Below are 15,253 nucleotides of genomic sequence, written 5' to 3' on the forward strand. Positions count from 1 at the left end.
CACCCGGACGATCCCGAGCACTGTCACGGTCCACGTCCTGACGAGCCTCACCCTCGACGCGGTCACACCCGCTGATCTCGCGGGCTACGCCCGAGGGCATTGGACGATCGAGAACAAGGTCCACTGGGTGCGCGATGTGACGTTCCGTGAGGATGCCTCGCGGGTTCGGACCGGCCCACTGCCCCGCATCNTGACCACNCTCCGTAACCTGATCATCGGGCTGATTCGCCTCGCTGGCCATAACCGCATCGCCCCGACCATCCGCAGAATCCGACACGACAACGCCCTGCTCCTGGCCATCCTCACTCTCGACAACCCCGCTGACCTGCATCAATGACTTTGCGGGTCACCCTGCGGGTACGGGATCTCCCGGTTCTCGTGCCTGAGGATTCCGTGCATGCCATGGTTCTCCGACCGCGCGGGGCCCGTCCCGAACTCGCGTCTAGCGCTCGCGACGGTGTTGCCTTCCGTGCTTTCGACCACGTCGGCGCACCCGGTCTTCTCATTTCGCGGCTCAATAGCCTGGCCTACACGTGCCCCTACCAACGCTTCAGCCGCCCCCTTGCGGAAGCAGCCACATGGCTCGGGGTCGTCGTGGATCGCTACTCCTTATCCTAAGGCCGGTTTATCCCGGCGCATCCGAAAGTCGAGGTCCGCACGTTCACCACGACCGGGGGTTCGTTAGGTCTCCTCGCGGACTGGCTGGCCCAGAACAAGGTCACGGTCGTGGGAATGGAATCAACAGGGGTTTACTGGAAACCTGTCTTCCGCCTGCTGGAAGACCAGTTCGAATGCTGGCTTCTCAACGCCGCGCATGTCCGTAACGTACCAGGCCGGAAAACGGATGTGGCCGACGCCGCGTGGCTTGCGGACCTCGTCGCGCACGGCCTGGTCCGGCCGTCGTTCGTTCCCCCGAAGCCGTTCCGGGACCTGCGCGACCTCACCCGGGCGCGGCGCACGGTCGTGGAGGAGAAGACCCGCGAGGTCCAGCGGCTGGAGAAGCTGATGCAGGACGCCGGGGTGAAACTCACCAGCGTCGCCTCCCAGCCGCTGGGAGTCTCCGGCCGGGCGATCCTGGAGAAGATGATCGCCGGGGAGCGGAACCCCGAGTATCTGGCGGAGCTGGCCCGCGGCCGGCTCCGCGGGAAGATCCCGGCGCTGAAAGTGCAGCCCGCTGGTCAACCGGGCCAGCACCTGCACATAGAGCGTGTCTCGTGTGGCCGCTCCGGTGGTCATCGGCGATCGTGGACGCGGCCAGCCTGCGNGCNAAAAANGGGGAAGCCTGACCGGTCCGAACCCGGTCGACCGCGGCAAACCGGGCTCGAAGATCCATGTCCTGACCGACGCGGGCGGGCTGCCGCTGGTCGTGGCGGTCTCCCCGGCGAACCCGCACGACAGCGGGGCCTTCGTCCCGCTGGTGGCCAGCATCCCGGCGATCCGTTCCCGACGTGGCCCGCGGCGGCGCCACCCGGCCACGCTGCGTGCGGACAAGGCCTACGACCAGCCGGAACGACGGCGTTTCCTGCGCCGGCACGGGATCGCGGTGCGGATCGCCCGCCGTGGTGTGGACAGTACCGAACGCCTCGGCCGGCACCGGTGGAAAGTCGAGAGAACCCTGGCCTGGCTCGGTGGCTACCGCCGCCTGAGCCCGCGTTATGAACGTAACGGCTACAACTTCCTCGGGTTCCTCTGCCTGGCTGCCGCGATCACCTGCTGGAAGAAGCTCCCGCACTCGACGTGAGACACGCTCTTAGCCTGTCCGGCCAGCTGTCGCAGCATGCCGATCTTCGCGAGATGGTGGGCGCCGCCGCGGGTCACCTGCCGGCGGACCCGCTCGTCGTTGACGGCCACCCCCAGCTCGTCGGCGGCGACGGACCGCGGGGGCCGGTGGAGCGACGGGCTGTCTGCTACCCGAGTACGCCGGTCGCTCCGTCGGTGAGCTCGCGCACGATGTCGGCGTGGCCGGTATGGCGGGCTGTCTCTTCGATCATGTGGATGTAGATCCACCGCAGTGATACCTGGGGTAGGTCGGGGCGGGAGACAGGGGTCGCGACGATGTCGTCGAGCGCGTACCCGGCCGCGGCCTTTCGGGAGGCTGCGCACGCCTGGTCGTACGCCGCCAGCAGCGAGTCGATGGTGTCGGTGTCGGCAAGCACCCAGCTGGTGTCTTCCTGGCCGGTCGGGAGTGTGTCGGGGTCGTCGGTCAGCCGACCGAACCAGTTTCGCTCCACCACGGTCAGGTGTTTGACGAGGCCGGCGAGGGTGGTGAGCGAGGGCAGCATCCTGCGTGCGCTGTCCTGGTCGCTGACACCGCGCACCTTGTGGACGAGGACATCCCGGTAAAAGTCGAGGAACGCTTCCAGGGTTTCGCGTTCGCCTGCGGTGCTGGCCTGCATGACCCGCAGTGTCGGCGGGCGTGGCGGTGGNGGNTGCATGCCGGCAACCNTAGCGCGCTGCGAAGACGGGGCCTGAGAGTGATCAAGTCTGGTGCGCGGGTTGGGTCAGGTTCCGATGACGAGGACTTCGCGGGCGGTGCGGTAGGATCTCGACGATGACCGCGAGCCGTGGCGGGCGGCCAGCGGGCGCGCTGACGGCCGCGGGNACGCGCTCCTGCCGACGTGGAGTCACACCGTTGTTCTTGCGCGTCTCCGAACGCACTCGACCAGGATCTGTGGGGAACCGACCTGGTAGGGAGGCCACCGAGATACGGCAGAAAGGGGCAACGGGCGGCTGTAGCCCGGTGGCGTACGGCGTTGGGTCGCTCGGTATCCTGCCGATCACTATCGGGGGTGTAGTACGGGGTGGCTGGTGGCATCGATCGAGGAGGAGGCTGCGGGGGCGGCCGATCCGATCGGGGAGGTCTCCGAACGCGCCGGCCGGCTGGTGATCAAAACGTTGGCGGAGGCCGGCTGGAAGAATCTGATCCGCGCCGCGATCTCGATCCGGGAAGGCGTCCGCTCCTCGGTCACGCTGCTGCGCCGTCTGGGCAAGGTCGAGGCCTTCCACGGCTTCGCCGACTGGCTGATGTTCGGCGGGGACCTGATCGGCCACAACGATCCCGACCATCACGAGAAGATCGTCAAGTTCAACGAGCTGACCGCGAACTGCGTGATCCACCAGAACGCGTTGGACATCACCGATGTCGTTAACCAGCTCGTCGCCGAAGGGCAGGTGGTCGAACCCGACGACCTGGCCACCATCAGCCCGTACANCCGCGANAACGNCCGCCGCTTCGGTGAANGGGGGCTCGACNCCNCCCCNCCCGAGCAGNCCGTCNCCCGCCTCGACGTCACTCTTCCCACCTCTGTGGATATTCGTCGATGACGCCGACGGCCCCCGGAAGTGGGGGAGACAGCGGGGGTGCGTGGCTTACCCGGATCGGGGAGCTGTTCGGGATTGTTCTGGCTCCGGTAACGGTACTCACCGCGCTGCTCTACGACTTCGGTTTCGTCCGTGCGCAGGCCCTGTTCGGCTATTTCGGCCTCGAAGTCAGCCAGCTGGACTTCTCCTTCCAGGATCTGGTGCTCCGCAGCGCCCAGGTCGTCTTCCGTCCCCTGATCTTCCTCGCCTTCCTGGTTCTGCTGACCCTGGCTGGCCACGCCCTGCTCACCCGGCAGCTGCGCCGACGTCCCCCCACCNCCCGCGTCGCTCGGGGGGCCTCTCCCGCAACCGGGCTGGTTGCCATGCTGCTGTTCCTGACCGCAGCCGGCAGCCTCGACCTGATCAACCTGAAGTTGATACCTGTGCGGGTGGCGCCGGTCGCGCTTGGCATGGCCGCCGTGCTGACCGAGTACGCCGTCCACCTAGCCGAACAGCAGTGTCACCGGCGACGCCGCCGCCGCGCCCGCCGCGGACCACCCCCACCGCTGATGTCCGCCCCGCTGACCCGACTACGCCGCGCCACTCTCGCCGCGACACTGCTGATCGCCCTGTTCTGGGGGTTTTCCGTCGAAGCCGATCGCCAAGGCAACCAGCTTGCCCGCGGCATCGCCGCGACCGTCGGGCAACGATCGGCAGCCATCGTCTACAGCACCGACCGACTCCCGTTAAGCCCGGACTACCAGGTCGACGAAGTCGACCTCACACCCGCCAAAACCATCTGGCGCTGGCGCTACACCGGCCTGCACGTCCTGGCCTACCGCGCCAACCGCTGGTTCCTGCTACCCACCAGCTGGACGAAGGACAACGGCGCACCCGTCGTCATCCTCACCGAGGACCCCACCCGACTCCGCGTCGACATCGTCCCATAAACACAAACTCCCGCCAGGCCACTCTTCCGGCCGAATTGTGCGATATAAAAGAAAGCGAGAAAAGTGTCTCACCCGCCCCCGGAAATGTGCGAGGAAGGCGCGGTTCCCCCACCTCCCGCGGGAGCATTATCGCCATCCGGCGGGGATACCCGAGGACTGGAAGGAGGTGGAGTCCCCGATTCGGGGCGCACGCTCGGGATTCCGCCGCCACCACCGCGCGAAACGGCTGCCGAGACCCCAGGAATCTGTCCATTGATTGATTTTTTCTGGTCGATTGTGGGATGCGGCTGGGGTAGCGTGGGGATCGCGAAGCCGGTAGGAGTACTCGAATGCTCTTCCGTTCCGGAGGTTGTGGGGGATGGGCTAGGCACATGAGATTGAGAAGATGATCTGCACGCTGCCACGAGGACGATCAGACTGACGGGCAGCACAACGAACATAGCTGTCCACCTCCACCAGCCCTCCCTTTTCCTGGCACTCCTGCTGTTTCGGCGTCCACCCACCACATCCCCCGACGATGTTGCTCTGCGACAGATCGACATCTCTTCGTACTAATAATCACTGTCGGGGTGCCCTGTGTCACTCACTCCGGCCCGGGCGGTTAGAGAAGGTCCTCAAGTCGGGTGGCGACCTGGCGGTAGCGGCTAACCGGGACGAGGTGCACACCGGCGAAGGCGCCGCTGTCGCGCAGCCGTAGCACCTGGTCGCAGGCCGCTTCGACCCCGGCCGCCTGGTCCCGTTCGACTGCTTGGACGAGGTCGTCGGGAATGTCGATGTCGGGGATGGCCGCGGCGAGGCGGCGGGCCATCCCGGCGCTCGCGAGGACCATGACGCCGGCGTAGATCGGCAGTTCGACCGGATGGGCGTCGCGCCAGCGCAGCAGGGCGTCCACCGAGTAGCTGATCTGTACGAACAGGAAGTCGGCCGCTCGTTTCCAGGTGGGCAGTGGACGTAGGCCAGCCGCGGCGCCGACCCGGAACGCCGGCATGTCCGCGAAGACCGGATCCTCGCTGGCCGCGCGGGCCTCGTCCATCATCGCGCGCACGGTCAGGTCGCCGGTCCGGTTCCCGGCGGTGGGTTTGTCGCCGTGGACGAACAGGAATTCCTCGACGCCGTAGGCCGCGGCGGTGAGCAGGTCGCGGCGGAAGCCGAGCAGGTTACGGTCGCGGGAGTTCACGCAGGCGATGCTGCGTCCCCCCATCGTCGCCACCTCGTGGGCGACGGCGATGCTCGACACCGTCGCGCGTCCGATGTGGTTGTCGGGGATCAGGAACGCGTCGGTGACGGGGCTCAGGACGCCGATCTGGTGGCGGGCGTGGGTCAGGTCCGGCCGGGTCGGCGGCTCGATCTCGCAGATCATCTCGAAGCCGCGCACCGGGCGTTCGTGACCCGCCGTGGGTTCGCGCATCCTGACAGGATAGGACTCCACGGACCACAGCCACACCGCACGGGTGCGCTGCGCTGCTGTAGCACACCGTAGGAACAGTCCGAGGTGGCCCACCGGCAGTTCGTGCCACTGAAGTTGGACCGGACCGGATCACCATGTCGGCGCATGCGCTGGTCCGATTCCCCCCAGGCCCATGTGCACCCGAGCCAGCGCGGTCCCTGCCAAACAAAGCGGCCGGAACCCGGCCATCTACCGGGGCCGGTCACAGGGAACCATCCCGGGATGATCATTTTCTGACGCCCGGGAAGGGAGGCTTATCGGGCGTCAGGACGCGCCATGCCACGCGCTCCCCTGAAACGTTCCGTTTCGTGGTATAACGTTTTTTCAAACGTTTCATCGCTTGCGACGATATGTAAGTGGAGGGGATGGGTCATGTCTCGGGTGCCACGACCGCCGCACCAGCGTCGGGAGCCGCCTGAACCGGTGGGGCCGATGCGGCCGCCGCGTCCCCGTGACGGCGAACCCGTGCTCCCGGCGGCCGGCACGTCTTCGGGGGGAGCGCCGGGGGCTGGGGGCGGCCCGGCGACGCCGGAGGGATCCACCGCCGGCCCGGCGGCCGGCCACGCGGTCCCCGAAGGCACCCGCGCCCGCGGCGGCGGGGACGACGGCGGGGACGACGGCGGGGCCGGCGGCGCGCCCCCGTCCGGACACCCGGCGCCGTCCGGCGGTGCGGCCGGGTCCGAGGGTGCGGCGGCCCGCGCCGCGACGGCGCCGCGCTGCGCCTTCCCGGGATGTACCCGACCCGCCGCCCCCGCCGAAGGCCCGGGGCGCCCGCCGGCGTACTGCGACGACCCGGCGCACAACCGGCTCGCGGCCTACCGTCGCCGCCGTGAGCTCGCCGGGCGTGGCGGTGCGGACTCCGCCGGCACGCCCGCCGCCCGGGCCGACCTCGCCACCCTGCCGCTGGCCGCCGGTCGGCTGCGCGCCGAGGACCTCGCCGCTCAGGTGCGCGCCCTCGCCGCCGAGCTGACCTGCACCCTCGACGCCTTCAGCCGGCAGATGTCCGCCCTCGGCGACGTCACCGCCGTCGAGGCGGCCGTCGAGGCGGCCGAGGCCGAAGCCGCCGAACGGGTCGCCGAGGCGGTGGCCCGTGCCGTGCGCGCCGAGCAGCGGGCCCGCGCCGCCGAGGCGGCCCGCGCCGAGGCCGAGGCCGTCGCCGGCGAGGCGGTGAGCGCCCTGGAGGACGCCGAGACCCGCCTGGCCGCCGCCGAGGCGGCCAGGCGGCAGGTGGTCGAGCACTCCGCCGAGACGGTCCGCGCGGCCAACGACGCCGCCGAGGCGGCCCGCGTCGAGGCCGACGCGCAGGTCCAGGCCGCCGCCGCCCGCGCCGCCACCGAGATCGAGGCGGCCCGCGTCGAGGCCGCACGGCGCATCGACGAGGCCGTCGCCGCCCGGGAGCAGGCCTCGACGCGGCTGGAGGAGGCCCGGCGCGACGCCGAACGCGACGCGCACACCCTCACCGAGCTACGCGCCGAACGCGACGCCCTGCGCGAGGACATCCGCCGCGAACGCGCCGAGGCCGAGCGCGTGCGTGCCGAGGCGGCGGCGCAGCTCGACCAGGGCCGAGCCGCCGCGGCAGCCGAGGCCGAGCGGGTGCGTGCCGAGGCGGCGGCCGAACTCGACCGCGTCCGCTTCGAGGGCGAGGCACGCCTGGCCGGCGAACGTCNGGCCGCCGCCGAACGTCTCACTGTGATCGGCGAGGCCCGCGCCGAGGCCCGGGCCCGCGCCGAACGCGCCGAACGCCAGGTCGACGAACTGACCGCGGAGCTTCGCGCCGTGCGCGCCAGCCCCACCCGCCCCGACCCCACCTGATCAGGCCCCACCTGATCAGGATCGCTCTCGTCCGGCGGGCAACACGGACCGGTGCGTGAGCACGGATGCGACGTGGGTCAGGGCACGGCGCAACGCGCGACGCGGAACCCCACGTCGTCGAGGTGGAAGGCCGGGTGGCCGCGGCGGCGTACGGAGGCCCGGCAGCTCCAGTGCTCGTCGAACCACCCGCCGCCCCGCAGCACCCGATAGGTGCCGTAGACCTCGGTGTCGTACAGGTCCCAGCACCAGTCCCACACGTTGCCCAGCATGTCGTACAGGCCCCAGGAGTTGGGCTGTTTGCCGCCCACGTCATGGATTCGCCCGTGGGAGTTGCCGCGGTACCAGGCAATGTCGTCGAGCGGCCCGTACCGCGGGCCGCTCGTGCCGGCTCGGGCGGCGTACTCCCACTCAGCCTCGGTCGGCAGCCGGTACCCCTCGGCGCGGGTGTCCCACTCGACACCCTCGCCGTCGGCCTGGACACGGTACGCGGGCGCCATCCCGTCGCGGTGGGACAGGGCGTTGCAGAACCGGACCGCGTCCCACCAGGAAACCCCCTCGACGGGCAACCGGTCCCCGTGGGCCGAACTCGGCCGCTGGCCGCCGACCGCCGCGTACTGCTCCTGGGTGACCGGAAACGCCGCGAGACAGTACGGCGCGAGCTCGACCGACCAGCTGCGCTGCGTTCGCCGGTCGGACAGCGTCACCCGCCCCGGCGGGATGGAGATCAACGTGTTTCCCACGCCCGCGTCCATGGCCGGCGATCCTACCGAGGCTCGTCCGTACGGAGAGTCCCGGTAGGATCGCGGGACGTCCGTATAGAGTGTTACTCTAGAGTGGTGCTCTATGGGAGGTGTCGGGGTTATGAGAGGTGTCGGGGTAGCGCCCAGTCGGGCCCGGCTGGTGGACGCGGCCGTGGCCTGCGTGCTGGAGCAGGGCTGGGAGGCCACGTCCATGCAGGCGGTTCGGCGTCGGGCCGGTGTCAGTAACGGCAGCCTGTTTCACTACTTCCCCACCCGGGGGGACCTGGCCGCGGCCGTGGTGGGTGCGGGTCTTGCCGATCATCAGGGCGCGCTGTGGGGTGAGCTGCACACCTCGACCGGGCCCCGTGATGGCGTGACCCGCCTGGTCACCCGCCATCTGCGGTGGGTGGAAGAGCATCCGCGGCTGGCCCGACTGCTGCTGACCGCGCCGGTCGATGTCCTGCGCGGCTCGATCGATGAGCGCACCGCCGCGGACAACCGCGGCTTCTTCGCCGCGGTGGCCGACTGGCTGCGTGGCCACGGCTGGTCCGACCGGCCCGACCTGGCGGTCGTCGTCGCGCTGTGGATCGGCCCCGCCCAGGAATACAGCCGCCACTGGCTCGCCCGCCCCGCGGGCTCCCCGACGCTCGTCGCCGACGACCTGGCCGACGCCGCCTGGCGGACGCTCGGTCCCCTGCTCACCCCGCGGAAGGAGTAAGGAGTCATGACCCGTTCCTTGCAGTGCTACCGCCGTGCGCTCGACACGTTCACCACCATCGTCACTCGCGTGCCGTCACTCGCGTGCCCGCCGACCGGTGGGACGCCCCGTCCCTCTGCCCGGTGTGGACCGGGCGGCAGTTGACCGGCCACGTCATCGACGGCCAGCAGCAGATCGTCAGCCTGCTCACCGGGCACGGCCCCCGCCCGCCCGTCACCGATCCCGCCCTCCTCACCGCCCTCGCCGGCCCCGATCCGGGCGCATCCTGGCAGCGCACCCACCAGAACACCGAACGCACCCTCGCGGCCCTGGACCCGGCCACCGTCGTGGACACCCCCCTGGGCGCCCGGAGCGTGGACGAGGTCCTCACCGTCGCCGTCATCGAGCCCCTCGTCCACGCCTGGGATCTGGCCACCACCATCGGGCAGACCGTCCAGCTCGATCCCGACACGGTGACCGCGACGCTCCCCGCCGTCGAAGCACTCGGTGGCCAGCTCGCCGCGACCGGCATGTATGCCGCCGCCCAGCCCGCGCCCGCCGACAGCCCACCCCAAGACAGGCTCCTGGCCGCACTCGGACGCCGCTGGACCCCGAGGAACTGACATCAGCAGTATCACGTGGGGGCTGATCACACGGGCTCGTGCGCCAAGTCGTCAACCGCCAAGTCGTCAACCCGCCGTCAGGCCTGCTCGCCGGAGACCGTCCGCTGGGGGCGTACGCCGTCCGGCCGGTAGATCCTGGCCGGTGGCCCGGGGGGATCGGTGCCGAGGGTGTTCCCGCAGCGGGTGGAGATCCATGTCCGGATGCCGCCGGGACGCGGCGCCGGCCGCCAGCTTTCCAGGTCGTAGGTCTCGCCGGTGGCGAAGCCCTTCCCGCCGTTCAGCGCCGGTAGCTGCGCGAAGTTCTGATGGCACGCCAGCTGGTCACGCAGACTGTCGGCAACCTCGCCGCGCAGGCCCGTCACACACCCCTGCACGGCCTGCCAGATCTCGGCGGCAACCTGGCCGGGGTCCCCGGCGCGCCGCCCCTCGGGGGTGGGGCGCACCTGGATGCGAAACCGGCCGTCCGCCCACTGCTGCACGACGATCTCCTCGACGTAGCGGCTCGGGCCGCAGTAGGGCGTGCTGGCACCGGCGGCCCGCGGGCTGTGTGTCGCCTCGGGGCTGGGGCTCGGGCTGTGCGCGGGNGTCGGGCCGCCCGGGGGATGCACCCCCGCGATGGCGTGCGGACCGGCCGGGGTGTCCGGGCCGCAGGCGACGGCGAGCAGCCCCACCGCCGGCACGCCCAGCAGAACCCGCACGAGGAGCGCGCACAGGCGCGCCCCCACGATCCCGGACGCGGTGCTCCCTGCGGTCCCCGCCATGTGCGTTCCCCCGGATCCGGTGCGGGTGGGTTCCGCAGGTTATCGCCGCGTCAACCCACCGCACCGGGCTGCCGTGAGGCGGCCTCGGGGACGAGCGTCAGCGGTGCAACGTACGGCGGCGNCCCNCCGCCCGCCACACCAGCAGCACGACGATACCCCCGATGATCGAGCCGACGATGCCGGACGGTTGCAGCGCGCCCTCGCTGAGATCACGGTTGAACAGGACGTAGCCGAGGAAACCGCCGACGAACGAGCCGACGATGCCGAGCAGGATCGTCGCAGGGATACTCATCGGATCAGGTCCGGGCACGAGCAGGCGCGCGACCGCGCCGGCAACGAGACCAAGCAGCATCCAACTGACGAGGGTCCAGACCATGGAAGACCTCCGACCAATAATGATCATCGATGGCCGACCTATGATCATGGTCGACCGATGATCGAGGAGTAGGACGTCCGCCGTATACCCGACCGACCCGGTTCGTCAAACAACATCCAACAACATCCGAAACGTCGTCCTGCGGACAGCCTGCCCGTCGAGCGGACAGCCTGCCCGTCGAGATGACTGTCGAGATGCCCGTCGAGCGCCCTCCCGGACCGGGCCGGGCGCCACCGCATCATCGGCCCGGCCGTGGCCCGATCACCGGACGGGGCTGCGAACGGGGCGGCGGCCGGTCGTAACATGTGGACCAGGCCGACCGTGCGTCGGATCCCGTCNGAAGGATGGTTCCCGTGGGTGACATCGGCGCTCCCGAACTGATCATCATCATCCTGGTCGTCGTCGTGCTGTTCGGCTCGAAGCGGCTGCCCGACGCCGCCCGTTCCCTAGGCCGCTCCCTGCGGATCTTCAAGTCCGAGATCAAGGGCCTGCACGACGACGAGGCGCCGNCCCCTNCCGCGGCCGTTGCCGCGGCNCCCNCCCAGGNCNCCGNCCCCGCGCCCGCCGCACCCCACACTCCGCCGTCGGCCGAGCCGGCCACGCCGGCCACGGGTGGATCCGGGAACCGGTCCGCCTGAGGCCCGCTGAGCGTTTCCCGCGGCGAGGCCGGGCGAGTCGCGGCGGACTAGGGTGGATCTCGATGCCCCAGGATGCCCGGACGCCCCGGCGGTGAACGACGAGACCACCAGGCCGATCGCCGGCCCCCGTGCGTTACCGGCCGGCTCCGCCGGCGCGGCACAGCCGCCGGTGCCGGTCCTGGCGCCGGGCACCGATGGACAGCTCACCGCCGATCTGCTCGCTCGGGTAGGGGACTACGCCCGCGCCGCGCGTTCCACGGCGACCTGGCGGGCCTACGACAGTGACCTGCGTCAGTTCCGGGCCTGGTGTGAACGTCAGACGGTGCCGCTGTGCCCGCTGCCGGCGACCCCGGCGACGGTCGCGGGTTACCTCGCCACGCTCGCCGACGCCGGGTACAAGCCCTCGACGATCCGCCGCCGGCTCGCCGCGATCTCCGTCTCCCACCAGCTCGGTCGCCATCCCAACCCGGCGAGCGCACCGGAGGTCTGCGCCGTCTGGGACGGTATCCGCCGCACCCGCGGGGTCCGCCCGAACCGCAAGGCCGCGCTGGACACCTCCCTGCTGGCCCGGGTCGTCGCCGGGCTGCGCGACGACGACCTCGCCGACGTCCGCGACCGGGCCCTGCTGCTGATCGGATTCGCCGGCTGCCTGCGCCGCTCCGAACTCGTCGGCCTCGACGTCGCCGACCTGCTGGAGACCCCCGACGGAGTCGTCCTGACGATCCGGGCGTCGAAGACCGACCAGGAGGCCGCCGGTGCCCTGGTCGGCGTCGCCTACGGCTCCTACCGGCCGACCTGCCCGGTGCGGGCCTGGCGGGCCTGGGTGGACGCCGCCGCGCTGACCGACGGGCCGGCGTTCCGCGCGGTCAACCGGCACGGGCAGGTCGCGCCGGGGCGGCTCTACCCGGGCTCGGTGGCCCGAATCGTGCAGCGCCGGGTGGCCGCCGCCGGACTCGACCCGGCCGACTTCGCCGGGCATTCGCTGCGCTCCGGGTTCGCCACCGCCGCCGCCCGCGCCGGTGTCGCCGACCGGTCGATCATGCGCCAGGGCCGGTGGCGCTCCTCAGCGTCGCTCGACGGCTACGTCCGCGCCGGACGGCTGTTCGACCGCGACAACCCCTCCGGCCGCGTCGGGCTGTGAACCCGACCGGCCTGGGATCCGGCGTGGACGGAACCGCGCACGCGGCGTCCCCGGCATGCAGGTGCGGGTCGGGCCGGTGCGCGAGGTGGCCTTCGCCCCGGACAGCCGACTGCTGGCCACCGCCGGCGAAGCGGTGCGCGTTCAGGCGTCGCCGAGATCCTGTCCAAGGGGGAGATGGCGGTAGACGGTGGTCCGTCCGCGTCGGGTGAGCGCGGCCACCAGGTCGATCGGCACCCCGCCGGCGCGGGCGGCGCGGGCGGCCTCCCACATTCTTTCCTCCGCCTCGCAGGCAGCGTCGACCGAGGCGGACAGGGCGGCCATGAGCTCATGGTGAGCCTGCGTCCTCGGCGTCCACGGCGGGCGGGGCATCCACCCACCTTATGGGCGTACCAGATTGACATGCAAACACGTGGAAGATTAGCGTCTCAGATAGGTATGCGAACTGGGAATGTGATGCGTCTGTCGCGGCATTGCCGCATTCTGGCCCTACCCGAGCATCCGAAGGGACCTCATGATGGCCAGATACACCTGCACGTACTGCGGTATCACCTCGGACCGGGTCGCCACCAAGGCCGAGGCGTCCCATCTGCTCGCCACCCACATGCAGGTCCGCCACGGCGGGCTGGGCCGCGGCCCCCAACCGGCCGCCATCCCGCGGACCGGTTCACGTCGCGTCCGGCGCCGCTGACAGTCCCGCACCGCCCTTCGTCCCGCTCGCCCACGGATCCGGGGCCGGAGCACCGGCGGCGGCCGGTAGTGCTCAGGCGGCCGGCGACGGAGCGGCCAGTCCGATCAGCCGGTGCACACGCAACGGGACGGGCCTGCCCTGCACGACGAGGGGATCCGCCTCGCTCGCGGTGACGCTGTCCCGGACGAGATGATAAGTGGTGCCGCCGATGAAGATCTCGCCGGCGGGCGCGGCGTGTTCCAACCGGGAGGCGACGTTCACCGGGTCGCCACTGGCGCCACCGGCGACGGTGACCTCGCCGGTGTTGATCCCGATCCGCACGCGCAGCCTCAGGTCCCGGTTGTGGTGCCGTTCGGTGTTGAGCGCCTCCGTCGCGGCCCGAATCTCAAGGGCGGCGTGGACGGCGCGCAGCGCGTCGTCCACATGCGGCTCGGGAACGCCGAACACCGCGAACGCGGCGTCCCCGATGAATCTCTCGACCGAGCCGCCATGCGTGGAGACGATGGTGCGCACGAGGGTGAACGCCCGCCGCAGGACCTCCTGCAGCGATTCCGGGTCGATTCCTCTGCCGATGTCGGTGGTCCCGGTGATGCCCACGAACATGCTCGTGGCGGTGATGCAGGCGTCCCGTTCCGGGTCCTGCCGGATGTCGCCGGTATCCTCGCGTGCCATGGTCCCATCCTGACGCGCCATCCCGCCGGTGAAGACGTGATTTCCGCGCCGTGACCCGACCGGGGGATCGGACCCGGCGCCGGCGACGACTGGTCTGCCGGTCAGCGGCGGCGTGGGGAACGAGGCGACCGAGGAGAACGAGGCGACCGAGGAGAACTCGCCGACCGCCGCGGCCGGGCCGCGCTGGGCGACGACGAGGGGATCGGCACCGTCCCGGGCCCGGGGCCCGAGCCCGCCACGGGGTGCGTTCTGGGGTCCGGCCGCGTCGGGTCCGCCGTGCGCGTCCAGTGCACGGGGCGGGTCAGAGCCGGGGGCAGCGCCGTGGTGGCGTCCCCGCGGGCGGCGTCGAGCTGGGCCTGAACGACGAACAGGGCGCCGTGCAGGTTGGCGCCGTGCAGGTCGGTGTCGCGCAGGTCAGCGCCGAGCAGGTCGGCGCCGCGCAGATCCGCCCCCCGCAGATCCGCGCCGATCAGGAGGGTTCCCTGCAGCGCCGCGCCGCGCAGATCCGCCCCGGCGAGGTTCGCGCCGAGCAGGTCGGCGCCGCGGGGGCGCCGCCGGGGACGCCTGTTCCCGGCACCGCCCGGCAGCTCGGCGCGGACCAGGTCGCTGGCCTGCAGCAACAGCAGATGGACCGCCTGACGCAGCGCGGGGACGTCCACGGCGAGCAGCGTGTCGGCGTCGGCGCAGGTCAGCAGCATGGTGCGAGCGCGGGCGTCATGCAGCTCGGCGTGCAGCGGGGCGGCGGCGGGCCGGCTCAGCGCCTCGCTCAGATACCACAGCAGCTCGTGCAGCGTCCGCATGACCGCGAAGACATCGAACATCTGCCGGGCACTGTCCGGGGCCGCTCGCCAGTCCCGCCCGCCGTAGGTGACCTGGCAGACCTGCTGCCCGGCGCCGAAGCAGTCATACACGGCGCAGCCGCGGAACCCCCGCGGCCGCAGCTGCTCGTGGACGGCACAGCGGAAGCCCGCGTTCAGGTTGGGGCAGGCCGTGCCGGCGGGNTTGTCAATCGCGAAGTCCACCGAGGCGGAGAACGCCGGTGCCACGCAGCACAGCGCGAAACAGCGCCCGCAGTCGGCACGCAGCCGGCCGCGGGCGTCCCCGGTGATTCCCGCGGCGGGATCGAGATCGTCGGGCAAGGTGTGTGCCCTTCTGAACGTCGACGGGAGACATCATTCTGACAGACGCGACCGCGGAGGATGACGTCGCCACCCCCGTGTCCACCGGCCTCGGGCTGGCCGGGATACCAGTTCGCCCGCGATCCTCGCCCACGACCAGCGCCGGTTCAACGAGCACAGGGCGTCTGGTCAGCGGTCAGCGGTCAGCACCCAATGGTCATCTGGGTGGGAGGGAGGGTCGTCTCGACGTCCTGGTCGTCGAGACGACGTACTGGTCGCCGACGGATATG

The 15,253-nt window shown here is 71.1% G+C and carries 16 protein-coding genes and 2 pseudogenes; 10 read left to right on the top strand and 8 right to left on the bottom strand.

Annotated features, from left to right (window positions below; translation table 11 throughout):
• From ALLO2_RS15595 to ALLO2_RS15605, 3 genes and pseudogenes are all read left to right on the top strand, one after another.
• The coding region (locus ALLO2_RS15595) for an ISAs1 family transposase (RefSeq protein WP_035732960.1) at positions 1-337 on the top strand (337 nt) is incomplete at its 5' end.
• Positions 338-648: 311 nt separating this feature from the next.
• A pseudogene (locus ALLO2_RS24645) lies at positions 649-1,194 on the top strand (transposase); the annotation flags it as partial.
• A 29-nt stretch (positions 1,195-1,223) separates the two neighbouring features.
• A pseudogene (locus ALLO2_RS15605) lies at positions 1,224-1,741 on the top strand (IS5 family transposase); the annotation flags it as partial.
• 166 nt (positions 1,742-1,907) lie between these two features.
• Here the strand turns inward: ALLO2_RS15605 and ALLO2_RS15610 are convergent.
• On the bottom strand, positions 1,908-2,396 hold the full coding sequence (locus ALLO2_RS15610; RefSeq protein WP_023841898.1) for a DinB family protein: 489 nt from the start codon (positions 2,394-2,396) through the stop codon (positions 1,908-1,910).
• Positions 2,397-2,808: 412 nt separating this feature from the next.
• Between ALLO2_RS15610 and ALLO2_RS15615 the strand changes: the two genes are divergently transcribed.
• Positions 2,809-3,324, top strand: coding sequence for a Tn3 family transposase (locus ALLO2_RS15615; RefSeq protein ID WP_035732963.1), 516 nt, complete (start codon positions 2,809-2,811; stop codon positions 3,322-3,324).
• 1,527 nt (positions 3,325-4,851) lie between these two features.
• Here the strand turns inward: ALLO2_RS15615 and ALLO2_RS15625 are convergent.
• Positions 4,852-5,658 (bottom strand): methylenetetrahydrofolate reductase, encoded by an 807-nt coding sequence (locus ALLO2_RS15625; RefSeq protein ID WP_035732966.1) that lies wholly within the window; start codon positions 5,656-5,658, stop codon positions 4,852-4,854.
• Positions 5,659-6,129: 471 nt separating this feature from the next.
• On the opposite strand from ALLO2_RS15625, the gene ALLO2_RS15630 reads away from it, so the two are divergent.
• On the top strand, positions 6,130-7,509 hold the full coding sequence (locus ALLO2_RS15630; protein ID WP_232235126.1) for a hypothetical protein: 1,380 nt from the start codon (positions 6,130-6,132) through the stop codon (positions 7,507-7,509).
• A 77-nt stretch (positions 7,510-7,586) separates the two neighbouring features.
• Here the strand turns inward: ALLO2_RS15630 and ALLO2_RS15635 are convergent, their stop codons facing one another.
• Positions 7,587-8,261 (bottom strand): SUMF1/EgtB/PvdO family nonheme iron enzyme, encoded by a 675-nt coding sequence (locus ALLO2_RS15635; RefSeq protein ID WP_011436725.1) that lies wholly within the window; start codon positions 8,259-8,261, stop codon positions 7,587-7,589.
• Between the two features lie 109 nt (positions 8,262-8,370).
• On the opposite strand from ALLO2_RS15635, the gene ALLO2_RS15640 reads away from it, so the two are divergent.
• Both ALLO2_RS15640 and ALLO2_RS23430 read left to right on the top strand, forming a co-directional pair.
• Positions 8,371-8,967 (top strand): TetR/AcrR family transcriptional regulator, encoded by a 597-nt coding sequence (locus ALLO2_RS15640; RefSeq protein ID WP_011436724.1) that lies wholly within the window; start codon positions 8,371-8,373, stop codon positions 8,965-8,967.
• Positions 8,968-9,050: 83 nt separating this feature from the next.
• Positions 9,051-9,569, top strand: a complete 519-nt coding sequence (locus tag ALLO2_RS23430; RefSeq protein WP_023841344.1) for a TIGR03086 family metal-binding protein — start codon at positions 9,051-9,053, stop codon at positions 9,567-9,569.
• 77 nt (positions 9,570-9,646) lie between these two features.
• On the opposite strand, the gene ALLO2_RS15650 is transcribed toward ALLO2_RS23430, so the two are convergent.
• Together ALLO2_RS15650 and ALLO2_RS15655 are read right to left on the bottom strand one after the other, a co-directional pair.
• Positions 9,647-10,330: a DUF2599 domain-containing protein gene (locus tag ALLO2_RS15650; protein ID WP_011436722.1), complete on the bottom strand. Its 684-nt coding sequence runs from the start codon at positions 10,328-10,330 to the stop codon at positions 9,647-9,649.
• Positions 10,331-10,427: 97 nt separating this feature from the next.
• Positions 10,428-10,706, bottom strand: coding sequence for a GlsB/YeaQ/YmgE family stress response membrane protein (locus ALLO2_RS15655; RefSeq protein WP_035732971.1), 279 nt, complete (start codon positions 10,704-10,706; stop codon positions 10,428-10,430).
• 353 nt (positions 10,707-11,059) lie between these two features.
• Here ALLO2_RS15655 and tatA point away from each other — a divergent pair, with 353 nt between their 5' ends.
• On the top strand, positions 11,060-11,344 hold the full coding sequence (gene tatA / locus ALLO2_RS15660) for a Sec-independent protein translocase subunit TatA (RefSeq protein ID WP_035732972.1): 285 nt from the start codon (positions 11,060-11,062) through the stop codon (positions 11,342-11,344).
• A gap of 91 nt (positions 11,345-11,435) precedes the next feature.
• Positions 11,436-12,485 carry a site-specific integrase gene (locus ALLO2_RS15665; protein WP_108913407.1) on the top strand — a complete coding sequence of 350 codons (1,050 nt, stop codon included), beginning with the start codon at positions 11,436-11,438 and terminating at the stop codon, positions 12,483-12,485.
• A 141-nt stretch (positions 12,486-12,626) separates the two neighbouring features.
• Here ALLO2_RS15665 and ALLO2_RS15670 read toward each other — a convergent pair whose 3' ends face one another.
• Positions 12,627-12,806 carry a hypothetical protein gene (locus ALLO2_RS15670; protein WP_035732973.1) on the bottom strand — a complete coding sequence of 60 codons (180 nt, stop codon included), beginning with the start codon at positions 12,804-12,806 and terminating at the stop codon, positions 12,627-12,629.
• A 190-nt stretch (positions 12,807-12,996) separates the two neighbouring features.
• Between ALLO2_RS15670 and ALLO2_RS25720 the strand changes: the two genes are divergently transcribed.
• On the top strand, positions 12,997-13,173 hold the full coding sequence (locus ALLO2_RS25720) for a hypothetical protein (protein ID WP_023841343.1): 177 nt from the start codon (positions 12,997-12,999) through the stop codon (positions 13,171-13,173).
• Between the two features lie 72 nt (positions 13,174-13,245).
• On the opposite strand, the gene ALLO2_RS15675 is transcribed toward ALLO2_RS25720, so the two are convergent.
• Both ALLO2_RS15675 and ALLO2_RS15680 read right to left on the bottom strand, forming a co-directional pair.
• Positions 13,246-13,845: an adenylate/guanylate cyclase domain-containing protein gene (locus tag ALLO2_RS15675; RefSeq protein WP_011436715.1), complete on the bottom strand. Its 600-nt coding sequence runs from the start codon at positions 13,843-13,845 to the stop codon at positions 13,246-13,248.
• A 101-nt stretch (positions 13,846-13,946) separates the two neighbouring features.
• Positions 13,947-14,984, bottom strand: coding sequence for a pentapeptide repeat-containing protein (locus ALLO2_RS15680; protein ID WP_035732978.1), 1,038 nt, complete (start codon positions 14,982-14,984; stop codon positions 13,947-13,949).
• Between the last annotated feature and the right edge of the window lie 269 nt (positions 14,985-15,253).

The sequence above is a fragment of the Frankia sp. Allo2 genome, assembly GCF_000733325.1.
GTDB classification, from domain to species: Bacteria; Actinomycetota; Actinomycetes; order Frankiales; family Frankiaceae; genus Frankia; species Frankia casuarinae.

Coding starts and splice junctions, on each gene's coding strand:
- ALLO2_RS25720 (WP_023841343.1), top strand. CDS start 12,997: ATGATGGCCAGATACACCTGCACGTACTGCGGTATCACCTCGGACCGG.
- ALLO2_RS15610 (WP_023841898.1), bottom strand. CDS start 2,396: ATGCAGGCCAGCACCGCAGGCGAACGCGAAACCCTGGAAGCGTTCCTC.
- ALLO2_RS15675 (WP_011436715.1), bottom strand. CDS start 13,845: ATGGCACGCGAGGATACCGGCGACATCCGGCAGGACCCGGAACGGGAC.
- ALLO2_RS15640 (WP_011436724.1), top strand. CDS start 8,371: ATGAGAGGTGTCGGGGTAGCGCCCAGTCGGGCCCGGCTGGTGGACGCG.
- ALLO2_RS15635 (WP_011436725.1), bottom strand. CDS start 8,261: ATGGACGCGGGCGTGGGAAACACGTTGATCTCCATCCCGCCGGGGCGG.
- ALLO2_RS15670 (WP_035732973.1), bottom strand. CDS start 12,806: ATGGCCGCCCTGTCCGCCTCGGTCGACGCTGCCTGCGAGGCGGAGGAA.
- ALLO2_RS15625 (WP_035732966.1), bottom strand. CDS start 5,658: ATGCGCGAACCCACGGCGGGTCACGAACGCCCGGTGCGCGGCTTCGAG.